19 protein-coding genes and 1 pseudogene are annotated in these 25,357 nt (G+C 37.7%); 6 read left to right on the top strand and 14 right to left on the bottom strand.

From position 1 onward, the window contains the following. Positions 1-459 precede the first annotated feature (459 nt). From GQR39_RS15605 to GQR39_RS15595, 3 genes and pseudogenes are all read right to left on the bottom strand, one after another. On the bottom strand, positions 460-1,212 hold the full coding sequence (locus GQR39_RS15605) for a TonB-dependent receptor (RefSeq protein ID WP_346774500.1): 753 nt from the start codon (positions 1,210-1,212) through the stop codon (positions 460-462). 45 nt (positions 1,213-1,257) lie between these two features. Further along, positions 1,258-1,535 (bottom strand): annotated as a pseudogene (locus tag GQR39_RS15600) (IS3 family transposase); the annotation flags it as partial. A 112-nt stretch (positions 1,536-1,647) separates the two neighbouring features. Next, the gene (locus tag GQR39_RS15595; protein WP_002959229.1) at positions 1,648-2,148 is read right to left on the bottom strand and encodes a lactoylglutathione lyase family protein; all 501 of its coding nucleotides are present in this window, start codon (positions 2,146-2,148) and stop codon (positions 1,648-1,650) included. Positions 2,149-2,262: 114 nt separating this feature from the next. Here GQR39_RS15595 and GQR39_RS15590 point away from each other — a divergent pair, with 114 nt between their 5' ends. Next, positions 2,263-3,138 (top strand): LysR family transcriptional regulator, encoded by an 876-nt coding sequence (locus GQR39_RS15590; protein WP_010552899.1) that lies wholly within the window; start codon positions 2,263-2,265, stop codon positions 3,136-3,138. A gap of 61 nt (positions 3,139-3,199) precedes the next feature. Here GQR39_RS15590 and GQR39_RS15585 read toward each other — a convergent pair whose 3' ends face one another. Further along, complete coding sequence (locus GQR39_RS15585; RefSeq protein ID WP_024591580.1) at positions 3,200-3,877, bottom strand: haloacid dehalogenase type II; 678 nt, start codon at positions 3,875-3,877, stop codon at positions 3,200-3,202. Between the two features lie 80 nt (positions 3,878-3,957). Further along, positions 3,958-4,734 carry a class III extradiol ring-cleavage dioxygenase gene (locus GQR39_RS15580; RefSeq protein WP_165721997.1) on the bottom strand — a complete coding sequence of 259 codons (777 nt, stop codon included), beginning with the start codon at positions 4,732-4,734 and terminating at the stop codon, positions 3,958-3,960. A 106-nt stretch (positions 4,735-4,840) separates the two neighbouring features. Between GQR39_RS15580 and GQR39_RS15575 the strand changes: the two genes are divergently transcribed. Further along, positions 4,841-5,743: a LysR family transcriptional regulator gene (locus GQR39_RS15575; RefSeq protein ID WP_165721998.1), complete on the top strand. Its 903-nt coding sequence runs from the start codon at positions 4,841-4,843 to the stop codon at positions 5,741-5,743. 37 nt (positions 5,744-5,780) lie between these two features. Here GQR39_RS15575 and GQR39_RS15570 read toward each other — a convergent pair whose 3' ends face one another. Next, a complete protein-coding gene (locus GQR39_RS15570) occupies positions 5,781-6,662 on the bottom strand; it encodes a LysR family transcriptional regulator (protein WP_165736081.1) in 882 nt (293 codons plus the stop codon). Between the two features lie 90 nt (positions 6,663-6,752). Between GQR39_RS15570 and GQR39_RS15565 the strand changes: the two genes are divergently transcribed. Next, positions 6,753-7,181 (top strand): PACE efflux transporter, encoded by a 429-nt coding sequence (locus GQR39_RS15565; RefSeq protein ID WP_010552903.1) that lies wholly within the window; start codon positions 6,753-6,755, stop codon positions 7,179-7,181. A 496-nt stretch (positions 7,182-7,677) separates the two neighbouring features. On the opposite strand, the gene GQR39_RS15560 is transcribed toward GQR39_RS15565, so the two are convergent. Both GQR39_RS15560 and GQR39_RS15555 read right to left on the bottom strand, forming a co-directional pair. Further along, positions 7,678-8,844: an aldo/keto reductase gene (locus GQR39_RS15560; RefSeq protein WP_165736080.1), complete on the bottom strand. Its 1,167-nt coding sequence runs from the start codon at positions 8,842-8,844 to the stop codon at positions 7,678-7,680. Between the two features lie 351 nt (positions 8,845-9,195). Next, the gene (locus GQR39_RS15555; protein WP_101163558.1) at positions 9,196-10,434 is read right to left on the bottom strand and encodes an NADH:flavin oxidoreductase/NADH oxidase family protein; all 1,239 of its coding nucleotides are present in this window, start codon (positions 10,432-10,434) and stop codon (positions 9,196-9,198) included. Between the two features lie 100 nt (positions 10,435-10,534). On the opposite strand from GQR39_RS15555, the gene GQR39_RS15550 reads away from it, so the two are divergent. Next, positions 10,535-10,942: a MerR family transcriptional regulator gene (locus tag GQR39_RS15550; RefSeq protein WP_165736079.1), complete on the top strand. Its 408-nt coding sequence runs from the start codon at positions 10,535-10,537 to the stop codon at positions 10,940-10,942. Between the two features lie 351 nt (positions 10,943-11,293). Here GQR39_RS15550 and GQR39_RS15545 read toward each other — a convergent pair whose 3' ends face one another. The 5 genes from GQR39_RS15545 to GQR39_RS15525 form a co-directional block, all read right to left on the bottom strand. Next, positions 11,294-11,485, bottom strand: coding sequence for a DUF3185 family protein (locus GQR39_RS15545; RefSeq protein WP_007583678.1), 192 nt, complete (start codon positions 11,483-11,485; stop codon positions 11,294-11,296). Between the two features lie 61 nt (positions 11,486-11,546). Next, positions 11,547-13,013 carry a DNA recombination protein RmuC gene (rmuC, locus tag GQR39_RS15540; RefSeq protein WP_007583680.1) on the bottom strand — a complete coding sequence of 489 codons (1,467 nt, stop codon included), beginning with the start codon at positions 13,011-13,013 and terminating at the stop codon, positions 11,547-11,549. Positions 13,014-14,271: 1,258 nt separating this feature from the next. Continuing rightward, entirely contained in the window at positions 14,272-17,418 is a 3,147-nt protein-coding gene (locus tag GQR39_RS15535) for a DEAD/DEAH box helicase (protein WP_010552907.1), read from the bottom strand. 426 nt (positions 17,419-17,844) lie between these two features. Beyond that, the gene (locus GQR39_RS15530) at positions 17,845-18,807 is read right to left on the bottom strand and encodes a transcriptional regulator (RefSeq protein WP_165736078.1); all 963 of its coding nucleotides are present in this window, start codon (positions 18,805-18,807) and stop codon (positions 17,845-17,847) included. A 15-nt stretch (positions 18,808-18,822) separates the two neighbouring features. Then, a complete protein-coding gene (locus GQR39_RS15525; protein WP_007583176.1) occupies positions 18,823-20,061 on the bottom strand; it encodes an AAA family ATPase in 1,239 nt (412 codons plus the stop codon). Between the two features lie 773 nt (positions 20,062-20,834). On the opposite strand from GQR39_RS15525, the gene GQR39_RS15520 reads away from it, so the two are divergent. Next, a complete protein-coding gene (locus tag GQR39_RS15520; RefSeq protein WP_024591590.1) occupies positions 20,835-22,049 on the top strand; it encodes a hypothetical protein in 1,215 nt (404 codons plus the stop codon). Positions 22,050-22,118: 69 nt separating this feature from the next. Here the strand turns inward: GQR39_RS15520 and GQR39_RS15515 are convergent, their stop codons facing one another. Next, positions 22,119-22,994 (bottom strand): DNA replication terminus site-binding protein, encoded by an 876-nt coding sequence (locus GQR39_RS15515; protein ID WP_101217264.1) that lies wholly within the window; start codon positions 22,992-22,994, stop codon positions 22,119-22,121. A 994-nt stretch (positions 22,995-23,988) separates the two neighbouring features. Between GQR39_RS15515 and GQR39_RS15510 the strand changes: the two genes are divergently transcribed. Further along, positions 23,989-25,338, top strand: coding sequence for a 3-deoxy-7-phosphoheptulonate synthase class II (locus GQR39_RS15510; RefSeq protein ID WP_008167282.1), 1,350 nt, complete (start codon positions 23,989-23,991; stop codon positions 25,336-25,338). Positions 25,339-25,357 lie beyond the last annotated feature (19 nt).

The raw sequence follows: 25,357 nt of genomic DNA, 5'->3' as shown, positions 1-25,357 counted from the left end.
CTATAGTGACTGTTAACCCCCTTTACAGTTATTTTAGTAAACCCTAAATCGTCAATCACAAAATTTGATAAATACGCTAATCCCAAAGCAGTTTCACTACCAAACTAACCTTTTAAAATCAGTTATATGTTGAAAAGCTAACGACAAATAAAACACAAAAAATGCATTTTCATTAGTTAAAATAACGCAGCAATAAGGCTTGGTAATTCATAAAATACAAAGTAATCGTTAAGCTTAGTGCCGCTTACTAGGGGGAAGTATAACGGGGAATTAGAGTGCGACAGCGCAATAAATACAACGCTTGCAAGTAAACTAACGGCATGTTTTAAAAACGCCCCCAGCTATTTAAAAACCCTTTACCTGAATATACTCACCATTAAGTAATTTGACTTGAGTAAATATGTGGCAGGCAAACGCTGCATACCCATGCAGCGTTTATTGCCATTTGTTTAGCCCTAATTAAAACTGATAGCTTACCCTTGCTGAAAAGTTACGCCCAGGTTGGGTGTATTGGCTAAAATCAGCACTTTGCGATTGACCTGCAATCAACTCAAAAGGTACATATTCTTTATCGAGCAAGTTAAGTATCCCTACATTTAACTGCCACGCTTGCCATTCGTAATTTGCGTATAAATCAACAACGCCGTAACCATGCCCTTGCGTAGTTTTATCATCGTTTGCATCAAGTACTACATCCGATTGCGATTTAGCTAAACGCAACGCAGCGGTCCAGTTAATATTACCCAGCTCTGTACTTAACAATATTGAGCCATTTAACGGACTAATGCTGGTAAGTGGCTGATCAGTTTCTTTATTTTCACCATCAACGTAGGCTACGTTTGCCTCAAGTAGTATATTTTCAGCGACATACATGGCAATTCCGGCTTCTACACCGCTTATTTGTGTTTCGCTAATATTTTGATATTGATACAAAGTTTTGTTTACGCCAGGAATGTACGTTGACTCAACACCCACTACTGCAGTTTCAATAAAGTCATCGAATGCTGCATAAAAAGCACTTAAGTTTACGCTAATATCGCTGCTGGCGTATCTTAGCCCAAGCTCAAATGAGTCGCTGCTTTCTGGGTCTAAATCGGCGTTTGGTAATATTTGATAAAACGGCTCAACACCGTGGCTTTGATAGGCTTGGTCGTGTGGTGGTATTTTAAAGCCTCGTACGTATTGCCCGTACAACGATAAGTTATCATCCACTTGGTATATAACACCTAGCTTAGGCGAAAAAGCAGAATCGGTAATATCGTCAAGCTCTCGTTCGAGGCGTTTGATTTTCTGAACAGGATTTTTTTTGCTTTAGGGGATGTAGGCATAGTTCTCTTAGGTGATCGAGTCAAATCCATCTTACCGTGTTTTCTTAGCCAAGTAAGCACGGTTGAACGACCTTGTATGCCATAAATTTTTTGGGCTTGTTTGTAAGTCATATCGCCTTTTTCTACAGCATCAACAGTTTGTAATTTAAAGCCTAATGAATAATCTCGTTGTGTTCGTTTGAGCGGTGTATTGTTTGACTTGGTCATAATAAGTCCTAAGTGTGTAAACACATTTCTGGACGAGACATAAAGTACAAAAAGGTCGCTGTACAAATACTGCGACCTTTATTTTTAAGTTTAATATTAAGTTCAAGACAGCTTAATAAGCGCCTGCGCTGTAAATAAGCTCGTAGCTGTGGCTGTAAATCTCAAGGATGTTACCAAACGGGTCTTCCATGTAGATCATGCGATACGGCTTTTCACCCGGGTAGTAATAACGAGGGGCTTCCATACGTTTTTTACCGCCAGCTTCTACAATACGCTCAGCTAAACCTTCTACATCAGGGTCTTGAACACAAAAATGGAAGATGCCTGTTTTCCAATATTCAAAATTGTCTTTTGGGTTTTCTTGGTTTTTAAATTCGAAAATTTCGACACCAATACGATCCCCTGTAGATAGGTGCGCTATTTTGAATTTTTCCCACTTTTCGCCAAATACTTCTGTGCACATTTCGCCGATTGGGCTTTTGTCTTCGGTAATTAAAGTCGGTTCCATTATGGTGTACCAACCCATAACCTTAGTGTAAAACTCGACTGCTTTTTCAACGTCGGGAACCGAAATACCAATGTGCGAAAAACTACGTGGATATGTATGACTCATAATGCTTCCTCTTTAACTTGTGACTTATCTTGTGACTAGTTGATGGAGTTAGTTTACGAATCGACCAACATTAAGTAAAATTATCATTAATCATCATTTTGAGTACGTTTTGTAATGATAAATCCAACATGGTTAAATACGTTTTGTACTTTGGTTGAGGTAAATCATTTTACCCAAACAGCTGAACGCCTTTATATGACCCAATCTGGTGTAAGCCAGCACATTAAAAAGCTAGAGCAACAAGTTAACTGCGCTTTACTTGAGCGCCATGGTAAGCAGTTTTCGCTTACCCCTCAGGGCCAAAACTTGTATCAGCAGGGCAGCCTACTTCTTAAAGATTGGCAGTTTTTAGAACAACAATTAAAAGATGATTCGCCGTACAGCGGAGCGGTAAAGATTCAATCTCCGGGCAGTTGTGGTTTAAAGTTTTATAATCAATTATTAGCACTGCAATCTGAGCATAAAGAGCTGATTATTGATTACCGCTTTGCGCCCAATGTAAGTGTTGAACAAGCTGTAGCAAACCATAGTGCCGACATCGGGTTTTTAACTCAAGCTCCAACATTTAGCGAACTAACCAGCCATAAAATAAGCCAAGAGCCACTACTACTTGTAACGCCTGCAGGTATAAACATGCCTAATTGGCAAACCCTGTGTGAGCTAGGGTTTATTGCTCATCCCGATGCAAGCCATCATGCGCAGCTACTACTAAGCGAAAACTACAGTGAGTTTGAGCATATTGACCAAATAAGACGTACGGGATTTTCTAACCAAATTAGTTTAATACTAGAACCTGTAAGCTTAGGACTGGGTTTTACGGTATTACCTGCTCATGCTGTTGGCGCATTCAATAAGCCCGCGCTTATTAAAACGCATCATTTAGAATGTCCGGTTAGTGAATCTATTTATGTGTGCCATCATCGAAATAGGCCGTTGGCAAAACGTATGAATACAGTAATTGAGCTAATAAAGGCGGGAGTAAATAGTTAAAACGTAAACCCCCTTTACACCCACGGCACTTAATACCATAAGCAAAAGGGGGTACAGAAAATTAGTTAACGCTTTCTAATTTTGCTTTTAAATCGAGTAAATCGGTTGCAATAGTATTTGGCTGTATTTCCCACGGATCGAAGATTGAGTCTTTAGATCGTTGAATCCACGCCGCGCGCATGCCGTGCGATATGGCACCGGTTACATCAAACGGGTTGCTTGATACAAGCCACGTGTTTGCGCCTGTTGAATTGGTTTCGCGTAAAAAGTGGCTATAAACCCCAGGGTTTGGTTTAAAGGTTTTAACGTCGTCGGCACTTACTACCCCTTCAAAAAGCTCACTAATGCCAGCGGTTTCTAATAAGGTATGAACTGCGTCGGCAGCGCCGTTTGAAAATGCAAACAAACGGTAATCCTTCGCTTTTAATTGCTCAAGGCCTGCTTTTACATCGTCGAACGCAGGAAGCGTTTTATAAAGCTCTAGCAGTTGCCCTTTTTGATCTTCACTTAGCTCGGTTTTGTGCGCTAAGCAGGCGTAATCGAGTGCGTGTTTTGTACATAGCGAAAAGGGAATATAATTTTGCATTAATCCACGTCTAAATGAATACTCTAATTGCTTTTCGCGCCATGTATTTGAAAATGCTTGGGCGTTATCGCCAATCATGTCGTCGAGTAAGGACAGTACGCCGTGAGTGTTTATTAGCGTACCGTATACGTCAAATGCAAGTGTAGTTGCCATGTTTGCTCCGCAATAAAATAAATTAAGTTGGTTTTAGAGTACTTGCTTACAGCTTAACTTAATTTGAACGAACGCTCAAATTAATAAAACTTATAAGCATCGAGTGCTAAAATATCCATTTCTATATCTTCATGTATTTTTTTTGCTTTACCGTCACTACTTCCAAGCGCTGCAAAAAGAGGTAAAAAGTGCTCCTGGGTAGGGTGATTAAATAAAGCATGGGGTGCTTCATTTAAATAGTTAAGTAACGCTTGGGTGTTTTGCGCTATTAATTTTTGCTCAACCCAATGAGTAAACTCATTAACCATTTGAACACGATTAGGTGTAGCAGGGCTTTTAAATATTTCACGTAGATTGTGACTAATACCGCCGGAGCCAATAATTAATACGTTATCGCTGCGCAGTGGTGCAAGTAACTGCCCGTATTTATACATCGCCTGAGCGCCTAAACGCGTGTTAATAGACACCTGAACAATGGGAATATTAGCTGTTGGGTACATTAAGCGCAGCGGGATCCACACACCATGATCCCACCCTTGATCTGCATTTTTCACCGTTTTAATCCCCGCTTTGTAAAAGTACTCACTAATAGTATTAGCAAGCTTAGGGTCTCCTGGTGCGGGGTATTGAATTTCATACAGGGGCTTGGGGAAGTTATAAAAGTCGTGAATAGTATGCGGCGCATCTCCTGATGTAATAACTATATCGTGCTCTTCATCAAAGTGGGCAGAAAACACCACAATAGCACGAGGCTTACTAAGCGTTTGACCTAATGATGCAAAAAAATCTGACGTAGCCGATTGCTGAACAGCCATCATTGGCGAGCCGTGAGATATAAATAAAGCAGGCTGAGTCATACTAAAACCTTAAACAAATAAACGTGTTATAAACACTATATAAGTTTCTAATTTGACGATAAATATGATACTTATTTATACATTATCAACAAAGCATTGTTAAAAAATGGATAAGCTCACCACCATGAAGACCTTTTTAGCCGTTGTGCAAGAAGGCTCGTTTTCAAAAGCGGCCGATAAACTCGATATTTCGCCGCAGTTAGTCAGCAAATATATTTCTGCATTGGAAGATAATCTACGCACGCGTTTATTACATCGTACAACGCGAAAAGTAAGTGTTACAGAGGCTGGAAATCAATATTATCAGCGTTGTCAGCAGGTGGTTATTGATATTGAAGACATGGAAAACTCACTAAACAACTTAAGCGAAAATGTATCGGGTGTGCTTAGTATTAGTGCGCCTATGTCGTTTGGTACTAAGCATTTAGCAGGTTTGTTGGTTGATTTTCAAAAGCAGTATCCAAATTTAAAGTTAGATTTACGGCTCACAGACCAATATGTAGATATAGTAGAGCAGGGTATTGATATTGCTCTGCGCATTGGTGTATTAAAAAACTCAACATTGATAGCTAAAAAAATTGCACCTATACACCTAGCGGTGTTTGCATCACCCGACTATTTAGAACGCCATGGCACGCCACAAACGCTTTTAGATTTACAGTCACATAATTATTTACGCTATTCCCACAGTGAGCCCACAAAACGACTATTTGGAGTTAATGAGTTAAAAAGCGAACTAAAGCTTGAAAGTAACTTTGTGGCTAACAATGGTGATTTGCTACTAAATACAGCCATTGCGGGTGGTGGTATTGCTATGCAGCCAACATTTATAGCAGGGGAAGCACTGGCTCAAGGTAAAGTAGTGCGCATTTTAAAAGACTATGAACCCGAGCCAATGGGGCTTTACATGGTGTATGCAAACAGACAGTTTTTACCCAGTAAAGTACGTGCGTTTGTTGATTTTGCAAGTGGCTATTATGGCGATACACCTTACTGGGATTTAGCGTAATAAAAAGTAAACCGCCTAACAGGCATTATATAAAAAGCTAAATTTTTAAAAAATTCCGTAGTAAATTTCTTAGTACTTTAAACACCTCTTGATTACTGTGTTGCTGATGCTGTAATACATCAACATTAGCCAACCAACCCATTTCTTCAAACTCAAGAGGAAGTTTAACCAGCTCACCACTTTGTACTGCATCTACAGCTACATGGTTTGGTAATAAGCACCACCCGTTACCTTGTATTGCTAGCTCGAGTAATACAAAGTAATTATCGGCATACCAAATCTCTGGGCTAATTTTTAGCTGAAAGCTACTTGTTTGCGTATTGCGAGAACGAAGAAGAAGTTGTCGATGTAGCCGAAGGCCATCCATATTTTCACATCTGATCCCCGCTAAAGGGTGCGATTTAGCAACATATAAATCAAATTTTACTGATCCAATACATTCATAGTCTAAGTAACTCGGTATATTTAATTCACTAAAAATAATACCCGTTATAGGCTTTTCGCTGTTTAGCATGTCAATTATGTCATGGCTGGATGCACTTAAAAACTCAAGCGATACGTAAGGATACTTACTTTGCAGCTTGCTAATAATACTCGCGATAGTTTTAAACGGGATCCCTTCGTCAAGTGCGATAGTGATTTCGGTTGGTGTTTTTTCGTTTAGTGCTAATGCAGAGTTTGTTAATCGCTGGTGTTGATTAAGCACGGCCCTAGCCTGGGGTAGTAACTGTTTACCGGCTTCGGTTAATTGTGGATAGCGCCCTGTGCGCTCAAATAATGTCGCATTACAGTCTATTTCTAAATTAATAATATGCTGGCTTATTACCGACTGCGCTTTACTTAAACCGCGCGCAGCAGCTGAAAACGATCCAGCTTCAACGGTAGCCACAAATGCTTGAAGCTGTTCAACACTAAACATATCGCTTTTCCCGATACTAAGTAACTAACACATATCTTTATAATGAATGAAAATACAGCCATCGTCATCAACTTAAGAAGTTATTTATATATGAACACAGCAGAACGTATTTTTCAGGCACTAATATTTGAGATGATAGCATTATCTTTTGTTGTACCTGCATCATCTTATTTTGGTGGGTTTGCAACAGGAAAAATGGCAATAGTAGGTATTGGTTTATCAATCTTCGCCATGCTTTGGAATTACATTTACAACATAGTGTTTGATAAAATAGTTGGGCATAACCGAATCGAGCGAGGTTTAGTAACCCGCATTACGCATGCATGTGGCTTTGAGCTGGGTATGGTGGTTATAACGCTGCCAATACTTGCTTGGTATTTAAATATTACATGGCTAGCCGCTACAGCATTAGAAGCTGGCTTTTTAGTTTTTATACTTATATACACGTATATTTTTAATGTGTTGTACGATAAGTACCAACCTTACAAAAAATGGGTTAATAAATCGCAATGTGCTTGATATTTTTAAGTTTATAAAAGCAAAGTTGTGGGGTATTGAGATCGTTTTGGCAAAAGAGCAATGGCAATAAATAACGGTAAACGTGGTTTTTAATTAAACCAATTAGCACTGCTCAATTGACTAAGTAGTGCTAATTTACTACTTGTACAATTTACCGGCTAACTGTAATGGGGGTTTACAGTAACTTTTTACTTTATATATTTAGCTCTTTCGATATGTTCCACACGCTCTCACCACCTGGATGAAGCGCTGCATGATACCGATATGCGTAATATGTAATAGGCACGTAATATGTAATAGGCACGTAATATGTAATAGGCACGTAATAATGCTTTTGACTACCTAATAACTAAGTTTAAAAACTTCGTTTTTAAACGCCAGCAAGCTGCGCTTATACAAATGCCCAACAATCAATGTACTTACTACTAAGCGTTGCTTGAAAATCAACCTCATTAGCTATAACGAGGTGTGCCAAGCAAATGGCACACCTATTTTGTTATGTGGGTATGGGGGCGTTTTCTGCAATAAGCTGTTTAGATTTCAATTCACTCCAAAATTCGCTTGGTATGGTAACTTTCATTGAGGCTACATTAGCTTTAATTTGCTCTGCCGTGCGTGCGCCAGGAATAATTGAGGATACCGTTGAAGGCGCCTCTGCGAATTGCAGTGCAGCTGTTTTAATATCAATCCCATGTTTAGATGCAATGTCGTTTATTGCATTAAACTTTTGCTGCATAGGCCCAGGAATTTTAGGTGAATAATTAAAGCGGTTACGACCGGCTAAAAAACCACCATTAAGCGGAGCACCAATGACTGCTGAAACACCTCGTTTATCAAGCATAGGAAAGGTTTTATCAAGTGCCTGCTTATGATCTAAAATTGAATATTGCAGCGCTAGTAAGCAAATATCAGGGTCTGACATATCAAGCGCTTTATAAATAGCATGAGGTGTATTTACTCCAAAACCCCAGCCTTTAATTATTCCTTCATCACGCATTTTAGTTAACTCAGGAATAGCCCCTTTTGCTGCCTGATCAAAATACTTAAGCCAATCATCTCCCATATCACTATTTTGCGGTGATAAATCGTGAATATAAACAATATCGAGTGAAGCTACTCCAATACGATGCAACGTGTCTTCTATTGAACGGCGCGTACCTGATGCAGAGTAATCATATTTATAATGAAAAGGTGAGTGATCAGCCCAATGCCAGCTATTTTCTAGAGGCTCTGCTGAAGGAGTAAGAAGGCGACCTACTTTTGAGGATAAAACATAATCTTCACGCTTTTTGTTTCGAAGTAAATCACCGAAGCGCCTTTCACTTAAACTCAAGCCGTAAAAAGGTGACGTATCAAAATGACGAATACCAGAATCCCATGCTGCATTTAGCATTGTTAAAATTTCTGCATCGCTTGATATAGTATTAAAGCCATTCCCAGCGGCAAGACCGCCTAAGCCCATTCTGGATTCAGGCCGGTAATGCTTAGCGTTAGTAACATCGTTTGTGGGCAGAGCAGCGCTTTTATCTATTGCTCCTTTAGTTTGCATAACACTGCCGTTAGACATTTTTACTTTTAATTGTTCAGCCAAAGCTGAAGCACTAAAAATAGAGCCTAAACTTAAAGCAGCGCCTGCTTTAATAAAATTTCTGCGAGATACCATGTAACTATTCTCCTTGAGTAAGGTTAAATATCTACGCTATAAACTAGTATAAATACCAACCAAACTCAAGCGGGAGAAAAACAATAAATATCAATAATTTCAATAAGATGGTTAAATTAACAAACGCTGAACGCGCACTTTAATTAACATTTTAGAATGATTATTTTCTTTACTCGTACAGTACTTTAACATGCACAAAATAGTGCACTATAATAGCTTGATAAAAAAGCAAACTTCCAAATTGGTGCACGCCTTAATACTCATTTACACAACATAAAAATGGTTACATTTATTCAAGTGTAAAAATTAGTAAACAAAACCGGAATACATAAAAAGAGTGAATACCAAAGCTTAGTTAATCTCTCTAGCAAAGCGATTGCGGTAACGCTTAGTTAATTTAACCGAACGTAGCTGGTCGCTAATTAAAGTAAATATTGGTGAAGCGTTCGTTTTTACAGGTTTGCCTTGGCCTAAACGGCGTATTTGCCTTTTTACCAGTGCCATAGTGGCAAGCCCTGCAAGGGTTTTATCTTGCCAAGTAACACTGGGTAATACGGCTAGTTGCAGTGGCTCATTTTGCCATTTGTTTGGTAAATTTGGTTGGTATGCAAGCGCAGTGGCAATACCCACGAGGGCCACTCCACTTTCAATCACGTTGTTGGCAATAGATAAGCGACTAATGCCGCCGGTGGTCATTATTGGAATTGATGAGCGGTGGCTAATCGCTTTAGCAAACTCTAAAAAGTATGCTTCGCGGGCAAGTGTGCGTTCGTCACCTGTTTTACCTTGCATGGCAGGGGCTTCGTAACTACCACCCGAAAGCTCTACAAAATCAACATTGAGTTCATTCAATAAATCCACTACAACTTGCGCGTCACTGGGTTCAAACCCACCACGTTGAAAATCTGCAGAGTTTAACTTTACCGAAACCGAAAGGGTGGGGGAGCAAGCTGCTTTAATACTGCGGGTTATTTCGAGAAGTAAACGGGCTCTATTTTGTAAACTTCCCCCCCATTTATCGTCGCGCTTATTGGTAAGTGGCGATAAAAACTGGGCAAGTAAATAGCCATGCGCTGCATGTATTTGTACGCCATTAAAACCGGCTTTTTCAGCTTGTAGTGCAGTTTGCGTAAAGCGGGTAATAACATCGTCAATGTCGGTTTGCGTCATTGCCTTTGGTACGCCAAATAAGTGCGAGTGCTTACCCATATTAAGTGCAACACTTGACGCTGATAGAGCCTTTCCACCCATTTTTTTAAATACTTGCCTACCAGGGTGATTAATTTGCATCACCACTTTGCAATTATTTTGCTTTGATAAACGAGCAAGCTCTGCAAAGGCAGTAATATCGGTACTTTGCTCAAGCACTAGGCCACCTGGGCCTGTCATCGCTAAATGATCAACCATTACATTGCCAGTAATAATTAGCCCTGTACCGCCTTTAGCCCATGCGCTATAAACATTTTTAAGTGCTTGGGAGGGCGTTTGGTCCTCTTGTGCTAGGTTTTCTTCCATAGCGGCTTTGGCAATACGATTTTTTAATACTAAACCACTTGGCAAGGTAAAGGAGGTAAACACAGGGTTGCGCATAATTATTGGCTAATTAAATTGACATTAAAACAACTATAACCTTAAAGTTAGCTTGAAGGTCAACCTACTAAGTTTATGTAAAGTGGAGTTATTATTAGTTATGAAAATAGGCGAACTTGCAAAACTTACCAACATACCTGCCAGCACTATTCGTTTTTACGAAAGCAAAGGGTTATTAGCACCAACCACTCGCAGTGCTAATGGTTATAGGCTTTACACCCAACAAAACTTAGAAAAACTGCAATTAATTAAATTTTCACAAAGCTTGGGGTTTTCACTCAACGAAATACCTTTATTACGTAACGAAAACGGCGAGCTAAACCACACAGTAATAATCGAACGTTTAGAAAAAAAACAAAAAGAAGCTGACATTTTGATTGAGCAAATGCAGAAAAAGTCACAGCGTATTGGCAGTTTAACTGCGTTACTAAACTCTTATTGGGATAAAGGCGAATGCCTGCCAGAAAGTAAATTAAATGGATTACTAGAAGTGATGGATTACAAATAAACTAATACAGCTTATTCAGGGCCTGTTTATCTTTTGAGGTTAAATTTGCAGCGACTGTTTGGTATTTAGGCAAGGCAGAGTCTATGTAGTGTGGTTATTCCCCATAAACAGACGATAACGTAGTATAAATGCCAAACATGTGCTGCCCTAAGGGTTCTGCCTAGGGGCAATTTACTCTTTGTAGCTCGGTTTTTACTTATTATTACATGGATGTAAGCCATTAGAATAACGCAGGAGCAGTTATCGAGCCCACTAAATTACAAACCTCGCGCCGCGATTAAATAGCCCCTAGATTGAACAAATTTTATCCTGAGAGGTCAACAAGCCCCAGTAAGCTGTATTTTATTTATGTTACTTAAGCTTTTTAATGCCAATTAACACACAGATGGCACCGCCAATAATACCCGCCCATGCTTCTATTGGTGTATCACCACTAAATGCGCGGCTTAACTGCGAAGCCGCCGCATCATAAACGTCATATCCCCACATAATTAAAGCGATACCTATAACGATTAAAACAATACCTATAATCTTATTATTCATAAACACCTCTGGTTTCTAACGTACATTATTTAACATACTTAATTGAAAACACTTAATAAATCTAATCAAGCTCTAGCTGCGCACGTTCAACGCTCTCACTAGGTAACTCTTTTTGTACCGATACACCAAGCTCTTTAAACTCTGATGCTTGTTTAATTAAATTACCTTTACCGCGGTATAATTGCGAGAACGCTTTGTCGTAACTTTCTTTCGCTTTATCAAGCTGCTTACCTACGCCTTCCATACTTAATAAAAAACCATTGAGCTTGTTATAAAAACGCTCAGCCCGATTTGCCAGCTCTTTTGAGTATTTGGTTTGCTCTTCAAAACGCCAAAGCTGTTTAACAATATTTAAACTAGTAAGCAGGGTAGTAGGTGTAGCTACCAGTATATTTTTTTCGATTGCTTGTTGGTAAATATCACTTTGATATTTAAGTGCTTCTACAAAAGCTGATTCTATTGGTACAAACATAACCACAACTTCAGGCGAATTAAGCCCTGGTAAACGGTCGTACGATTTACTCGCAAGCTCATTAATACGTGCTGTAACGGCGTTTACATGCTCTTTAATTGCTTGATTAGCATCTAGCTCATTTTCAGCGTTCACATAGCGTGTATAAGCATTTAATGATGTTTTAGCATCAATGACTAAGTGGCGGCCTTGTGGTAAGTAAACAACTACATCAGGGCGTAAGCGGCCATCTTCAGTGTTAAACGACACTTCGCGCTTATAATCAACGCCAGCACGTAAGCCAGCGCTATCTAAGACGTTTTCGAGCATGAGTTCGCCCCAATTACCTTGGGTTTTCTTTTGCCCTTGTAGCGCGTTGCTGAGCTTGTCGGCTTGATCTGTTATAGCTTGGCTTTTAGCTTGCAAATGCAATAGCTCGGTTTTAAGCGCGGTTCGTTGTTTTATGTCTTCAACATGTATTGATTCCATTTTTTCTCTAAAGCCTTTTAGCTCGCCTTGAACCGGTTTTAATAATTGTTCAATGCTTTCTTGATTTAAGGTTTTAAAGCTTTGTGATTTTTCTTCTAGAATCTTATTGGCTAGGTTTTCAAATTCTTTTTTGAGCATATTTTTACTTTGCTCAATTTGCGCGAGTTGCTCGGTAAAGCTTTGTTGTTTTTGCTCGAGGGTGGTGCGCATATTATTATATTCAACATCGCGTTGATTATATTGCTCACGAAGCGCTGCAAGCTCGCCTTCGGCTTTACGCCAAAAGTGATTGTATTGAATGCTTTGTTTTTCTTGTTCGCTAAAACGCGTTTTAAAATGCTGGGCTTCATCGCGCTGTTCTTGGTGAGTATGTTCTAGCAGTTCGTGATCTTCTTGCAAGGCACTATATTGCAGCTCTTTATTATCAAATTGATTTTGTAATAGGGAAAGCTGTTGCTGCTGTTCGCTTATTTGTAGATGTAGCTTTTTGCGAAGCTGTGTTGATACAACGCCGTAAAATACAACGCCTAACGCAACACCAGCACCGGCGCTTAGCCAATCAATATTAGTGAGTACTTGAGTGAGCATAAAATAAACTTATAAAATTTAGAGACATGCCATCATAACCAATAACACGCAATAGAAGTAGGGGAGCAAAGAAATTACAGACATAAAAAAACCAGCTCAAAATAAGCTGGTCAAATATTACTAAATTAAGTAATCAAAGGGAAAATCAACATGTGCCCGAGTAAGCTGCAACTTAAATACATAATCACCAAAATAACTAATATTACTGGGTGAGGCTATATAACAACAGGCATTAGAGTAGACCGGAAAACAAAATAATTAATTCAAATTAATTTACGAAAGATCATTTATTTTTATTCGGGTTGATTTAAACAAATCAAATTATGCGCATAAAAAAAGCCAGTTCAAAATGAACTGGCTTAATCATTACTAAAATTAGTAATCAAATAGGGGGAAATCAACATAAAACCTGTATTAACTGCAATTAATCAACAAGCATAATAGTAGACGCCGCTCTTTGAATTAAGTTCATAAAAAGATCAAAACTTTTAAAATAAAAATTGAATGCTAAATTTAGGCATAAAAAAAGCCAACTCAAAATGGGCTGGCTCAATCATTACTAAAATTAGTAACTAAATGGGGGGAATCAACATGAAAACTTGTATTAACTGCAATTAATCAACAAGCATAATAATAGACGCCACTTTTTTAATTAAGTTCATAAAAAAATAAAAACTTTTAAAATAAGTGCTACACGCTAAATTTTAGGCATAAAAAAAGCCAACTCAAAATGGGCTGGCTCAATCATTACTAAAATTAGTAACTAAATGGGGGGAATCAACATGAAAACTTGTATTAACTGCAATTAATCAACAAGCATAATAATAGACGCCACTTTTTTAATTAAGTTCATAAAAAAATAAAAACTTTTAAAATAAGTGCTACACGCTAAATTTTGGGCATAAAAAAAGCCAACTCAAAATGGGCTGGCTCAATCATTACTAAAATTAGTAACTAAATGGGGGAATCAACATGAAAACTTGTATTAACTGCAATTAATCAACAAGCATAATAGTAGACGCCATTTTTTAAATTAAGTTCATAAAAAAGTAAAAACTTTTAAAATAAGTGCCGAACGCTAAATTTTAGGCATAAAAAAAGCCAACTCAAAATGGGCTGGCTTAATCATTACTAAAATTAGTAACTAAATGGGGAATCAACATGATGCTTGTGCTAACTGCAATTAACCAACAAGCATAATTGTAGACGTCCGCTTTTTAATTAAGTTCATAAAAAGATCAAAACTTTTTAAATCAATTTAGTTTTTAATTAGCGATAACATTTGTTGTTCATCAAATTTTGTAAAGCTCATTGATTTATCAGTAAATAACGCATCTACAAGGGCTTGTTTGTCTTGTTGCATTTTAAATACTTTTTGCTCTATTGAATTACTCATTATGAGCTTATACACAAATACAGGGTTAGTTTGGCCAATACGGTAAGCTCTATCAGTCGCTTGTTTTTCTACAGCAGGGTTCCACCATGGATCAAAGTGAATAACTGTATCGGCTTGTGTAAGGTTAAGGCCTGTACCGCCAGCTTTTAAGCTAATTAAAAACACTGATGTTTTACCACTGGTAAACTCGTCGATTACTTTATCTCGGTGGCGCGTTTGGCCTGTAAGCATACTAAAGTTAATGTTTATTTCTTCAAGGCGTTGGGCTATTAAATCAAGTGCCGATGTGAACTGACTAAATATAATAATTTTACGACCGAGACTTAACATAAGCGGTAAGTGTGTTGTTAACCATTCAAGCTTAGCGGAGCCTGCTTGAGTGTCTGGATCTATTAATTTAGGGTGGCAACAAATTTGCCTTAACTTTAAAAGTGCCTCTAAAAATGCAAGTTTACTTTTTTGTGCGCCTTGTTCGGCAAATAAGTCTATTAGCTTCTCTTCTAATGAACGTGTAATACCTTGATACATTTCTTTTTGCTTAGGCTCAAACTCAAACTCTTTAGTTAGCTCTGTTTTTTCAGGCAGCTCTTGCGCTACTTGTGCTTTAGTGCGGCGCATTATAAAAGGCATAATTAACGCTTTTAACTGCTCAGCTCTCTCCATATCAGCTTCACGCTCAATAGGCGTTTGAAAGTGCTGCTTAAAGTGGGCTTGAGACCCAAGTAACGATGGCATAGCAAAATCGAGTAACGATTTAAGCTCAAGTAAATTATTCTCGATTGGAGTACCACTTAAACAAAGTTTAAAGTCGGCATTTAAGCGTTTAACTAATCGCGAAACCTGTGCGGTATCGTTTTTAATGTATTGTGCTTCGTCGAGGATTATATTTTCAAAATATAATGGCGAATAATATGCAATATCACGCTTTAAAAGTGGATATGTAGTAAGTATACACTGCGCTTGCGCTAAGTGCTGTAAAGGATCGTTACGGTTTGAACCAAAAATAGTGGTGACTTTTAAGCTTTTAGCAAACTTAATAATTTCGTTTTTCCAGTTACTCACCAAACTAGTTGGACACACTATAAGTGTAGGGCCCGCTTGCGGGCGGTTAAATGTACTGGCTAAAAATGCAATAACTTGCAAGGTTTTACCCAGACCCATGTCATCAGCTAAAATACCACCTAATTGGTGACGTTTTAAAAAGCTAAGCCAGTCAACACCTTGCTGTTGGTACTCACGAAGTGTTACTGAGTCATTTAAGCCATGTAATGAAACCTTAGTAATTGCTTTATCGGGACTATTTAGCTCTTGTAAGTATAGCTCTAATGAGTCGTCGTGAAGCTCTACGTTTATAGCAGTGTGCTTTACTAATTCAGGTAAATACGAAAGCGGAATATTAAATTCGTCTCGTGTTTTTACAAATTCAAAACGCTCTTTAAATTCATTTAATAAGTTAATTGCTGACTTATTAATAACCCCAAATTCACGACCAAGCGGATAGTAGTAAAATAGTTCACTTTGGCGATTTAATGACTGATATAGCGGGTCAGTATTAGTAAACAACAGCGATGCCTTAGCATCACATAGCAATACTTTGCAGTGCATTTGATGCCCTGCTGCGCGGTGTACATGTAAACTAACTTCACACTGCGGATTAGGACTCGTTACTTTACTTACACTTACTTGCCAACCGCGTTGCTTAAAGCCAGGGAATACTTCGTATATTAGCCAATGCAAATGGATTGAAGACTGCTTTGTAAATACCAGTTCACTTTGTAAACCCCCTTTACAAAATTCAAATCCTAAGTTAATTAGCTCGTTAGTTACAGTATTTTCAAATGCACTATTAATCGTACTTGCAGGTGCAGCACCTGCTAAATAGTTTTTATTTTTATACTTAAATAACAACGAAAGAGATAAACCTTGATCGCCCATAGTTACTTTTAAAACAGCATTACTAGAGATTTTAGGCAATGTTGGCTGTAAATTAGTAGGGTGGGGTATTACACCTGCACCAAAGTTATCGGCAAGCTGCTTATATATTCTATCAAAGTTAGCGTCATGCAAAGCAGGCATAGTTTGTAAATGTGCTATTTCGTCTGCACTCAATGGGGTGCGAAGACGGCCCGCTTTTAAATGATCTAAATCGAGGTAAGTAGGTGGTGTTGTTTTTAATAAAGCCCAGTTTTGTGTTTGCTCAAGCTTAATAACTAATTGTGAGAGATCTTTATCTTGCTCCCAACTAAAACTTAATGCTTGGCCAGATTGCGCTTTAATTGGCACTCGAGAACGCTGGAAAAACAGGCGTTCTGTAGCTATCAACTGTTGTAAGGCACTAAAACCCCACTGGCCTTTTAGCTCAATACTCCCAACTGCATTTTGTGAGCGTATCCAACTAAATAATCTAAAATCACTTTCGAGTAAGTCACTCGGCGTTACAAAACTATTTAACTGCTGCTCGGTCAGGTTTCGACCTAGCGTGTAATTCTTTTTAGTCTCAACATTCGCTATTTTAGGTGTTAAGAATACTTTGTTATTCTCAATATCTAATACAAATAATAATACTTGCGATGGCGTGTTTTGATCACCACTTTTAAGTGCGCTTAATTCGCTAAACCAGTCATTAATAAAGTAATCTTCGCCATATTCACCAGAGTGCTCTATTTTGAGCTTAAATAAAATAGCAGCTAAGTGTCGGCATTTAGTTTTTGCATTACACGTACAATGCGTATCAACAGAATAACCAGTTGGTACTTTACTGATCTCAATACGTTGGTTAAACGATGATCCATTATCCACTTGTACAGTAGAGTCGACTACAGAAAAATTAGGGGTGTGTTCTAGCCAAGTGATTTGACCTTTCTTGTAATATTCTTTTCCTTTATCTAAAACATTTTCACGGAAAAGTTTTTTAATAAAGCGTTCAGACAGAGGAAACTGGGTAGCCTGCTCATTTTTAATTTCTTCAAAAATAGCCATTAAATCATTTTTTGATAAGTTAGCAGACATGTCACTCTAAGCATTAAATTTTAAAAATAATCCTGCCAGTATATGCCTTATGTGCTCTGAGCTAAAGCACTATTAACAAGATATAAACTGGTTGGAGCTGATAACTTAGTAAAAAATCGGTTTGTAAGTAAAAATAAGCATCCAATTTTACAAAATAATATTTAAAACAACTGCAATGGTAGAAGTTACATATAGTTAGAAACATAAAAGTAAGCATTACAGATCACGATTTTACTAACAATAATAATAAATGAAGGAATGTAGCTAAAAAGAGGAGATTAGTTAGTAAAAAAGTGATCTTGAGGAAGGAATATGATTATTTAAAGAGGAAATAGGCTAGTAAAGATCAGATTTTTACTAACAAAACAATCTGCCAGATCACTATTTAACTAAGTAAATATGCCTGACAGATCATTATTTAACTAACTAATTAAAGGCACTTAATAACTTAGTTAATTGCTCTAAGCGTTTGTCTGTCATCACTTTATTATCAATTTTGATAGAGACATCACCGCTTTTTAAATTGCGTTGTACCGATATAAAGTTATTTTCTAGTACAGCTTCGCGCTTAACAACTACTTGTGGCTCTGAAGTTAGGCATTTAGTGATCGCCATTGCACGCTTGTCGTCGCTTGTAATCGCATTTAACTCTTCATCACTAGCAAGGGCACTAACAAGTTGATTAAACGCCTCTTCGTCTCGCTCCTTTGCGCTAACAAGCTTTTTAGCGACTTCGCGACCTACGTGATTAGCAGTAGGGTAAAGCGCAATGACATCAGCAGGAATTTGCTCATAAGCTTTAATTGCATCTGCAATTGCAGTATGCGATACACCTTCTACCGCGGCAATCTCTCTGTAAGATCCTTTTTTACCTTGCTCAATAAGCTCATTTTTAGTTTGTTGGTAAGCTTGGCCAAGCTCCCATAAACTAGGAGCAATGTATTGATCTGAAGATACCGCTAAAATTTTTGCATCTTGATCAGTAAAATCGCTTGAACTAAGTACTAAATAATCTGCGTTACCTAAAATACAGGCCATACGACGACGTGAACCTGCCAGAACTAAACTTTTGTCACCTTGATCCCAAAGTAGGGCAGGATGTTGATTTCGGCCATCCTCACGAATTGCAGGAAGAATGTCTGATACTGACTTTTCGTTTAGAAGTGCCTGTACACGACGATTTTTGCCATATACACCAGTGGTAGATTCAATATCAGCATGTGCGATCACTTTACAAACAAGCGTAATTTGACGAGCAGGGTCGCTCGGTGCAGGCATTCTAATTACATCGCCAGCATTCGCTTGTTCTAGTAATGCATCAAGACTACTGCTACCTACAGCAGTTGCAAATGGATCTAAGCGGGTGTCATTTTTACGTTTTTTAGCCATTTTTATTTAACATCCTTACTTAGGGGTATTGAGTGTTGATTGAGTTGACTGCCAATTTGAACGAATAAGCATTTCTAGCTCATCGACCACGTCTTTAATATTTTCTTGAGCGCGCATTAATGACTCACGACTTGCTAAGCTGTCTGATGCTTTTTGATCAAAAATAGTGTTGAAAGACGATGAACTAGCGGTAATCGCGGAGCTGTGATTGATTGGGTAGCTCATTACTTGGCGGCCAAATGCACTACGAACATCTTTAACGATATCGCGCTGTGAGTGATTACCTTTCACATAGTTGGTCACTAAAAATTGCATAAAGTCCCAGCCCTCATGGCCAAGTGCTGCAACTGTATGGTAAATCTCACCTAGTCGTTTTAAATATTTGTTATTAGCATCAAAATCTACAGCTTCCGGATGAACAGGAATAAGCATCGCAGTAGATGCCATTAATGCATTATAAAACATAAAGTTAAGGGTAGGTGCAGTATCAATTAAGATAATATCAAACTCGTCTTTAACGGGATCAATTACTTTCTCAAGTAACTTGTGGTAATGGCGAGTTTGCTCATAATTTGAGGTATCTTTGAGCAATGTTGCCGTTTCGTGCTCAAAGTAAAAGTCATCCATACCCGATGGTAATACACGAATATTTGGGATATGCGTTGGTAAAAATGAGTTAGACACAAATTCAGGCCATGTTTCACCCTCGTCTAAATCTATGCAATCACGCATTAAATCACCAACAGTAATCGGGTCGTGCTCACTTGAAGGAAAAAAGCTTGAAGAAGAGCCTTGTGGGTCTAAATCTATAATACCAATGCGATAACGTTTAATATTTGTAGTTGCAAGCGCTGCCGCTATATTAACCATACTGGTAGTTTTACCGCAGCCGCCTTTGAGAGAATTAATTACAATAACTTGCAGTTTGTCATCACCAGTACGATGATCTGGTTTAATGTCCATAATATCGGCCATAGCAAAAATATTTACTAATGTGTAAGCATAGTGACCGTTAGCACCGCGTTTTATGTTTAAATCATCGAAGTCGCCATTATCATGACGTCTTTTTAAAGTACGATTATTACAACCTAGTAAATCAGCAGCTGCTTTTTGTGTATACGTTCTTAATTCTTTTTCTTCTGATTTAAGATGGGCACGGTAGTGCTGAATACGTCCTTCTAATGATTTTTCAGCAACTTCAGCTGTGGCTTTCAAAAGCCGATAGGTACTTAATGCGTTATTGTTGATAGACATACTTTCTTCCTCAAAGTTAGGCAGTTAGTATAATGTCCATTCAAATAGCTGTAAACAACTATTTAAGACGACATGCATTTTAAAAACAAGACATCTAAAAATATTTTTACACCTTTAATATTGCTTAGTATAAATAAAGAAGTTTAAAGGTGGTTAAATATATAAGGTAATAAAGGCTAAGGGTGTAAAAACAGCACATAACATTATGATTTATATGAATAATGTTTAAAAAAGCAGATCAGGTTTATACTTGGTTAAGATCAGATCTTTATCTACCTGCGGATCAGCTTTTTACTAAGGTCTATTTTAAATATAGAGTTATGCACAGGTTACGCATGAAGTTATGAACAAAAAGAGCCCTGCAGATCAGTTTTTTACTAAGTAAATTATAAAGTTATGCACTAGTCGCAACATAAAAATACGCTTTTAATTAGTATAGATCTGATCTGTACTTGGTACAGATCAGATCTATTCTAACTCGGTAAGGCTTTATCCACAGGGGAATATATTTTTTGGTGTATTTGTCGTGCTTAATTTTAAAATTAAGCCATTGTAATGGACAAAATAACAGCTGAGTTAGTAAAAATTAGATTTGTGATAGTCCAGTTAGTATAAATATGATCTGAAATCGTAAGTAATGTACATCACTTAGTATAATAGTGATCCAAACGTTTTATTTAAAGTCAGATCACTTTTATACTAACTTAAACATTTAACTTTTGTTGCTTAATGTGTTGTTATTAGCTGTCGCAATAAAAATGGAAATAAGAACAATGAGCCGAAAGGTCAACATCTCGGTAGATAACTTGCCCGATACACTTAGGGGCCAAATCCACGGGGTGGAAAGTGCAATAGATAACGAAAGTTTAGCACTATTTACAGACAACAAAGACGTGCGAATTTCTATTGAAAACGCAGCACATGGATTACGTGCATATTCAAACACGTTTAATCACTATGATTTGTGGGGACGCTTTGTTCGCTCGGGCTATAAAAAATTGCCACTTGAAGAAGCGCCTAAAAAAACAATTATTACGCGTAAAATATCTGAAAAAGTAGATGGTATTTTGTACGATGGCGAAATAAAAATAACGCCAGCTGTTGTAAGTACACGCAAAGATGGCGAAGATGTTGAATACCTTGTTTGGCCATCAGATAGAGAAGAAAAAGTAGAGCGAGCACTTATTCGTTTAGCTTCTAAAGGCAAAATAGTTAAAATTAATTTTAAATCCGGTATTCAATACGCGGTTGTTTTTTCTATGAACGAATTAGCACAAGAACTCAAAGCGGTAGGGCAGTCAATGCCATATCCTGCAATAAAAGAGTCACTTGAAGCATTGCAAGGTTCTAAACTTTCATTTAAATATTCGGCAACAGATACTAAAAATTCTGATATAGATGATTCGTTTTACGAGTCAAACATGAACTTTTTATCGTCACTGCATTTTAGTGGCAAAAAAGGTCAGGGTGGCAATGTAAAATGTGTTGCCTGTTTAAATGCATTTGTTCATAACATGATTGATAACCTTGAATACAAAGGGTATTACTTTAATAGCGCTCAAGAATTAAAACGTGGATTATCGCGTTGGATGATGCTTCGTTTGTATCACCTTTGGCGTTATGCAGCACCAGGTAAAACGTACCATTTTAGATTACTTTCAATTATGGAAAAATACGGATCTATTTATTCAACTGATGATATTACCGAAAATAAATTAAAAGCACTTCGTCGTGATATGACCACCACAATGAAAGATTTGATTGAAAAAGGTGCAATATCAGAATACAGCATTACAAATGTTAAAGATGACAAAACCGGTAACATTATCGATTACACATACGAAATGCACCCGTCTGATCAGTTTTGCGATGAAATACTTACATTGAACAAACACAATAAACGCATTGAAATCCAAGGCGGTAAACGCATTGTTGAAAATGCCGTACTGATTGATGAAGATAAAATTGAAGAAATAGTAGAAAAATAATAACCGTTATTTTAAATACTGTACGGATAACTAAAAAGGCCACACTATGTGGCCTTTTTAACATAATGACTACCGCTCAACCTGTTCTAAATATAACCTATCAACCAAAAAATCATACTCGCGCTTACGAGGGTGAGTTTCGGGTTTTTGATAATCAGGTAATATACCTAATTTTACGTCTGGTTCTGGATTAATCAGAATAAAGGGTAATGCAGCACTCACATGATAGCGATTTTGCGCCGTATATCTCACATTTACCTGTGGACTCACTCGAGTAGGGCGGCGAATTCTAAGTTTTTCCTTTTCGCCTAAACTAGCAACCCGTAATTGTTCTTGAGCTACAAGTGATTGCCATTTTTGTTGATCTATCATTCTTGGATTTCGATAACTGGCCGATTTGTCGAGCATTTCGAGAGCCATTTTTTTAGTCAGCGTTTTAGTTGCGTGTTTGTGCATCCAAGTAAACCTAACCGAAAATGGCGATTCGCTTTCACTATGAATTTTACGATATGCAGCAAGCGTTATTAAATTTGGTATAGCATTGTGAACTGCCTCAAATCGAGCATCGTTGCTATCAATAGCTAAAATACATTCTTTAAACGTAGCTTTAGCTTTATTTACTTGAGCTATACGATTATTTAAAGCTTGTTTATCTGCATTTTTAATAACGAGCAAACCAGGGTGCCTTTTTAAAACACGACTGCTTAATCCTGATTTTTTATACATGTCTGAAAAAGAGTTTAGGATTGCTTTTTGAGCAGGTACTCCAGTGATTTTAGAAACAAGTATAGATTCTGGAACTTTACTCTCATCGAAACTACTTACATCTGGTAATTGATAATATTCCGCTTTGGAGAATTCACACTCTTTTAGTTCTTCAATCAACCTCAAAGTTAATTCGTTCATTAAATCAAACTGACTTCTAATTTGTACCTTAGTTACCATTACACACCTCAAAGAACACATCTTACTAGTCATATATTATTACATGCACTTTGTTTTGTCTAAACAAATAACAAATAGTAATCGGGGCTCATAGTAATATTATATTTCAATTAAGTATGATGTGTTCTTTAACGTGGGAATATATAAATGAAGAAAGATTGAAACTCCTTACTAATTCATATGAGATTGGAGTATTTACTTTGTCGTATATAAAAAGGCTAATACGCCAAGTACTAGATTATCTAAGTAGTAGATGATAAAACTAAGTTTAGAAAAATGAGTTAAGCGGAGTTATATAATTTTCATATATTTATCTAACAGTCCTAGTATTTATAATTACTGACTCATATTACACCGTGTTGGCAGTACGGTGATCAGGCTAAAGGTTACAATGACTACAAATGCTTTTTGATATCAGTTCCTCTTTAAGGATACTTCAAGCAGTAGCGGCTTTAATCATGATGAATTGTAAATTAGCACTATCACTTTGAAGAGAAAACTTAATGGCCTACCACACCTTTAAGTTGTGGCACTTGTGAATATAGTCCTGCATACGAGTGCTATACAAGACTATGCGTCTAGGATTTAAAGCGCAGATAAATGATTACCACAAACACTCATATCATACATTAAGGTCTGCACATAGCACTTGATAGCTATTAATTAATTATCCGCGTAAAGTTAAGATTACAGAAGCTGTTATTTAAGTATGATGTGTTCCTAGCAAAATTACGTATAACATACCCTTATGTACTCTTTATTCTCAATGCGTTAAAATTGTAAATAGTTAGCTCTAAACGCATGTATTTAAACACTTTAGTTTCTTCGAAATAAAACTAAAGTGTATGTTATATAACCACCTAGGTTAAGTAAGATTACTATTATACTTAACTCATAACTAAATAATTGGAAAATAGTGAATTTAGTCCTTGAACATAGGGGCCTGCATACGTTAATTTCTTCTTATCAGGTAATGTAGGAATGAGGAAAAATTATGCAATCGTGGAACCCAAATAGCTGGAGAGAGCTGCCAATACTGCAGCAGCCACAGTACCCGGATCAAGAAATACTTAAATCAGTAGAAAGCCAATTAAAAACGGCACCGCCTTTAGTTTTTGCTGAAGAAACAAGAAGCCTATTCAAACAACTTGAAGATGTGTGCGAAGGTCGTGCTTTTTTACTTCAAGGTGGTGACTGTGCAGAATCATTTAGCGATTTTAATGCCGCTAACATTCGCGATACATTCAAAACAATCTTACAGATGGCTGTTGTATTAACTTACGGCGGTAAATGCCCTGTAGTTAAAATAGCGCGCATGGCTGGTCAATACGCTAAACCTCGTTCAGCAGACTTAGAAACAATTAATGGCGTGTCTTTACCATCTTACCGTGGCGACATTATTAATAATATCGAGTTTACAGAAGAAGCACGTATACCCGATCCACAACGCTTAATGACTGCATACCATCATAGTGCCGCTACGTTAAACTTATTACGTGCTTTTGCACAAGGTGGTCTTGCCGATCTTCACCAGGTAAACCGTTGGAACATGGGCTTTGTTGCTGCAAATCCACTTAAAGAAAAATACCAACAGCTTGCTGATAAAATTCAAGACGCACTAGAGTTTATGGAAGTGTGCGGAATTAACTCTACAATTGCGCCAAGCTTAAAAGAAACCGATTTATACACTTCTCACGAAGCGTTACTACTTGGTTACGAAGAGGCGCTTACTCGTCGCGACCACTTATCTGGTGATTGGTACGATTGTTCTGCTCACTTTGTTTGGATTGGTGAACGTACTCGTCAACTAGACCATGCACATATTGAATTTTTTAAAGGCATTAAAAACCCAATTGGTGTTAAAGTTGGCCCAGGTATGGACCCAGATGACCTAATTCGTTTAATTGATGCATTAAACCCAGATAACATTCCTGGTCGTTTAACGCTAATTACGCGTATGGGTGCAGATATACTTCCTGAAAAACTTCCAGCACTAGTAAGAAGAGTTCAACAAGAAGGCCGTAAAGTAATTTGGAGCTCAGATCCAATGCACGGTAACACTGAAAAAGCGACATCAGGTTACAAAACACGTAACTTCGACAATATTATGCGCGAGATCAGTCAGTTCTTCGCTGTACACAAAGCTGAAGGTTCATACGCAGGTGGTGTTCACCTAGAAATGACAGGCCAGCACGTTACAGAGTGTACTGGCGGTGCTTACGGTTTATCTGACGATGACCTAGCACAGCGTTACAAAACGCAGTGTGATCCACGCCTTAACGCCGACCAAGTATTAGAGTTAGGCTTTTTAGTAGCTGATTTACTAAAAGACGCACGTAAATAATATTTGTTGATACTAAAAA

It is taken from the genome of Pseudoalteromonas sp. C8 (assembly GCF_011378685.1).
In the GTDB taxonomy this organism is placed as follows: domain Bacteria; phylum Pseudomonadota; class Gammaproteobacteria; order Enterobacterales; family Alteromonadaceae; genus Pseudoalteromonas; species Pseudoalteromonas arctica.
Note: the sequence above shows the minus strand (reverse complement) of the source record. Positions and strands in the feature narration are given on the sequence as shown.

Excerpts from the sequence above, each read along its gene's own strand:
- GQR39_RS15595 (WP_002959229.1), bottom strand. The coding sequence starts at position 2,148 with ATGAGTCATACATATCCACGTAGTTTTTCGCACATTGGTATTTCGGTT.
- GQR39_RS15590 (WP_010552899.1), top strand. The coding sequence starts at position 2,263 with ATGATAAATCCAACATGGTTAAATACGTTTTGTACTTTGGTTGAGGTA.
- GQR39_RS15585 (WP_024591580.1), bottom strand. The coding sequence starts at position 3,877 with ATGGCAACTACACTTGCATTTGACGTATACGGTACGCTAATAAACACT.
- GQR39_RS15580 (WP_165721997.1), bottom strand. The coding sequence starts at position 4,734 with ATGACTCAGCCTGCTTTATTTATATCTCACGGCTCGCCAATGATGGCT.
- GQR39_RS15575 (WP_165721998.1), top strand. The coding sequence starts at position 4,841 with ATGGATAAGCTCACCACCATGAAGACCTTTTTAGCCGTTGTGCAAGAA.
- GQR39_RS15570 (WP_165736081.1), bottom strand. The coding sequence starts at position 6,662 with ATGTTTAGTGTTGAACAGCTTCAAGCATTTGTGGCTACCGTTGAAGCT.
- GQR39_RS15565 (WP_010552903.1), top strand. The coding sequence starts at position 6,753 with ATGAACACAGCAGAACGTATTTTTCAGGCACTAATATTTGAGATGATA.
- GQR39_RS15560 (WP_165736080.1), bottom strand. The coding sequence starts at position 8,844 with ATGGTATCTCGCAGAAATTTTATTAAAGCAGGCGCTGCTTTAAGTTTA.
- GQR39_RS15555 (WP_101163558.1), bottom strand. The coding sequence starts at position 10,434 with ATGCGCAACCCTGTGTTTACCTCCTTTACCTTGCCAAGTGGTTTAGTA.
- GQR39_RS15550 (WP_165736079.1), top strand. The coding sequence starts at position 10,535 with ATGAAAATAGGCGAACTTGCAAAACTTACCAACATACCTGCCAGCACT.
- GQR39_RS15545 (WP_007583678.1), bottom strand. The coding sequence starts at position 11,485 with ATGAATAATAAGATTATAGGTATTGTTTTAATCGTTATAGGTATCGCT.
- rmuC (WP_007583680.1), bottom strand. The coding sequence starts at position 13,013 with ATGCTCACTCAAGTACTCACTAATATTGATTGGCTAAGCGCCGGTGCT.
- GQR39_RS15535 (WP_010552907.1), bottom strand. The coding sequence starts at position 17,418 with ATGTCTGCTAACTTATCAAAAAATGATTTAATGGCTATTTTTGAAGAA.
- GQR39_RS15530 (WP_165736078.1), bottom strand. The coding sequence starts at position 18,807 with ATGGCTAAAAAACGTAAAAATGACACCCGCTTAGATCCATTTGCAACT.
- GQR39_RS15525 (WP_007583176.1), bottom strand. The coding sequence starts at position 20,061 with ATGTCTATCAACAATAACGCATTAAGTACCTATCGGCTTTTGAAAGCC.
- GQR39_RS15520 (WP_024591590.1), top strand. The coding sequence starts at position 20,835 with ATGAGCCGAAAGGTCAACATCTCGGTAGATAACTTGCCCGATACACTT.
- GQR39_RS15515 (WP_101217264.1), bottom strand. The coding sequence starts at position 22,994 with ATGGTAACTAAGGTACAAATTAGAAGTCAGTTTGATTTAATGAACGAA.
- GQR39_RS15510 (WP_008167282.1), top strand. The coding sequence starts at position 23,989 with ATGCAATCGTGGAACCCAAATAGCTGGAGAGAGCTGCCAATACTGCAG.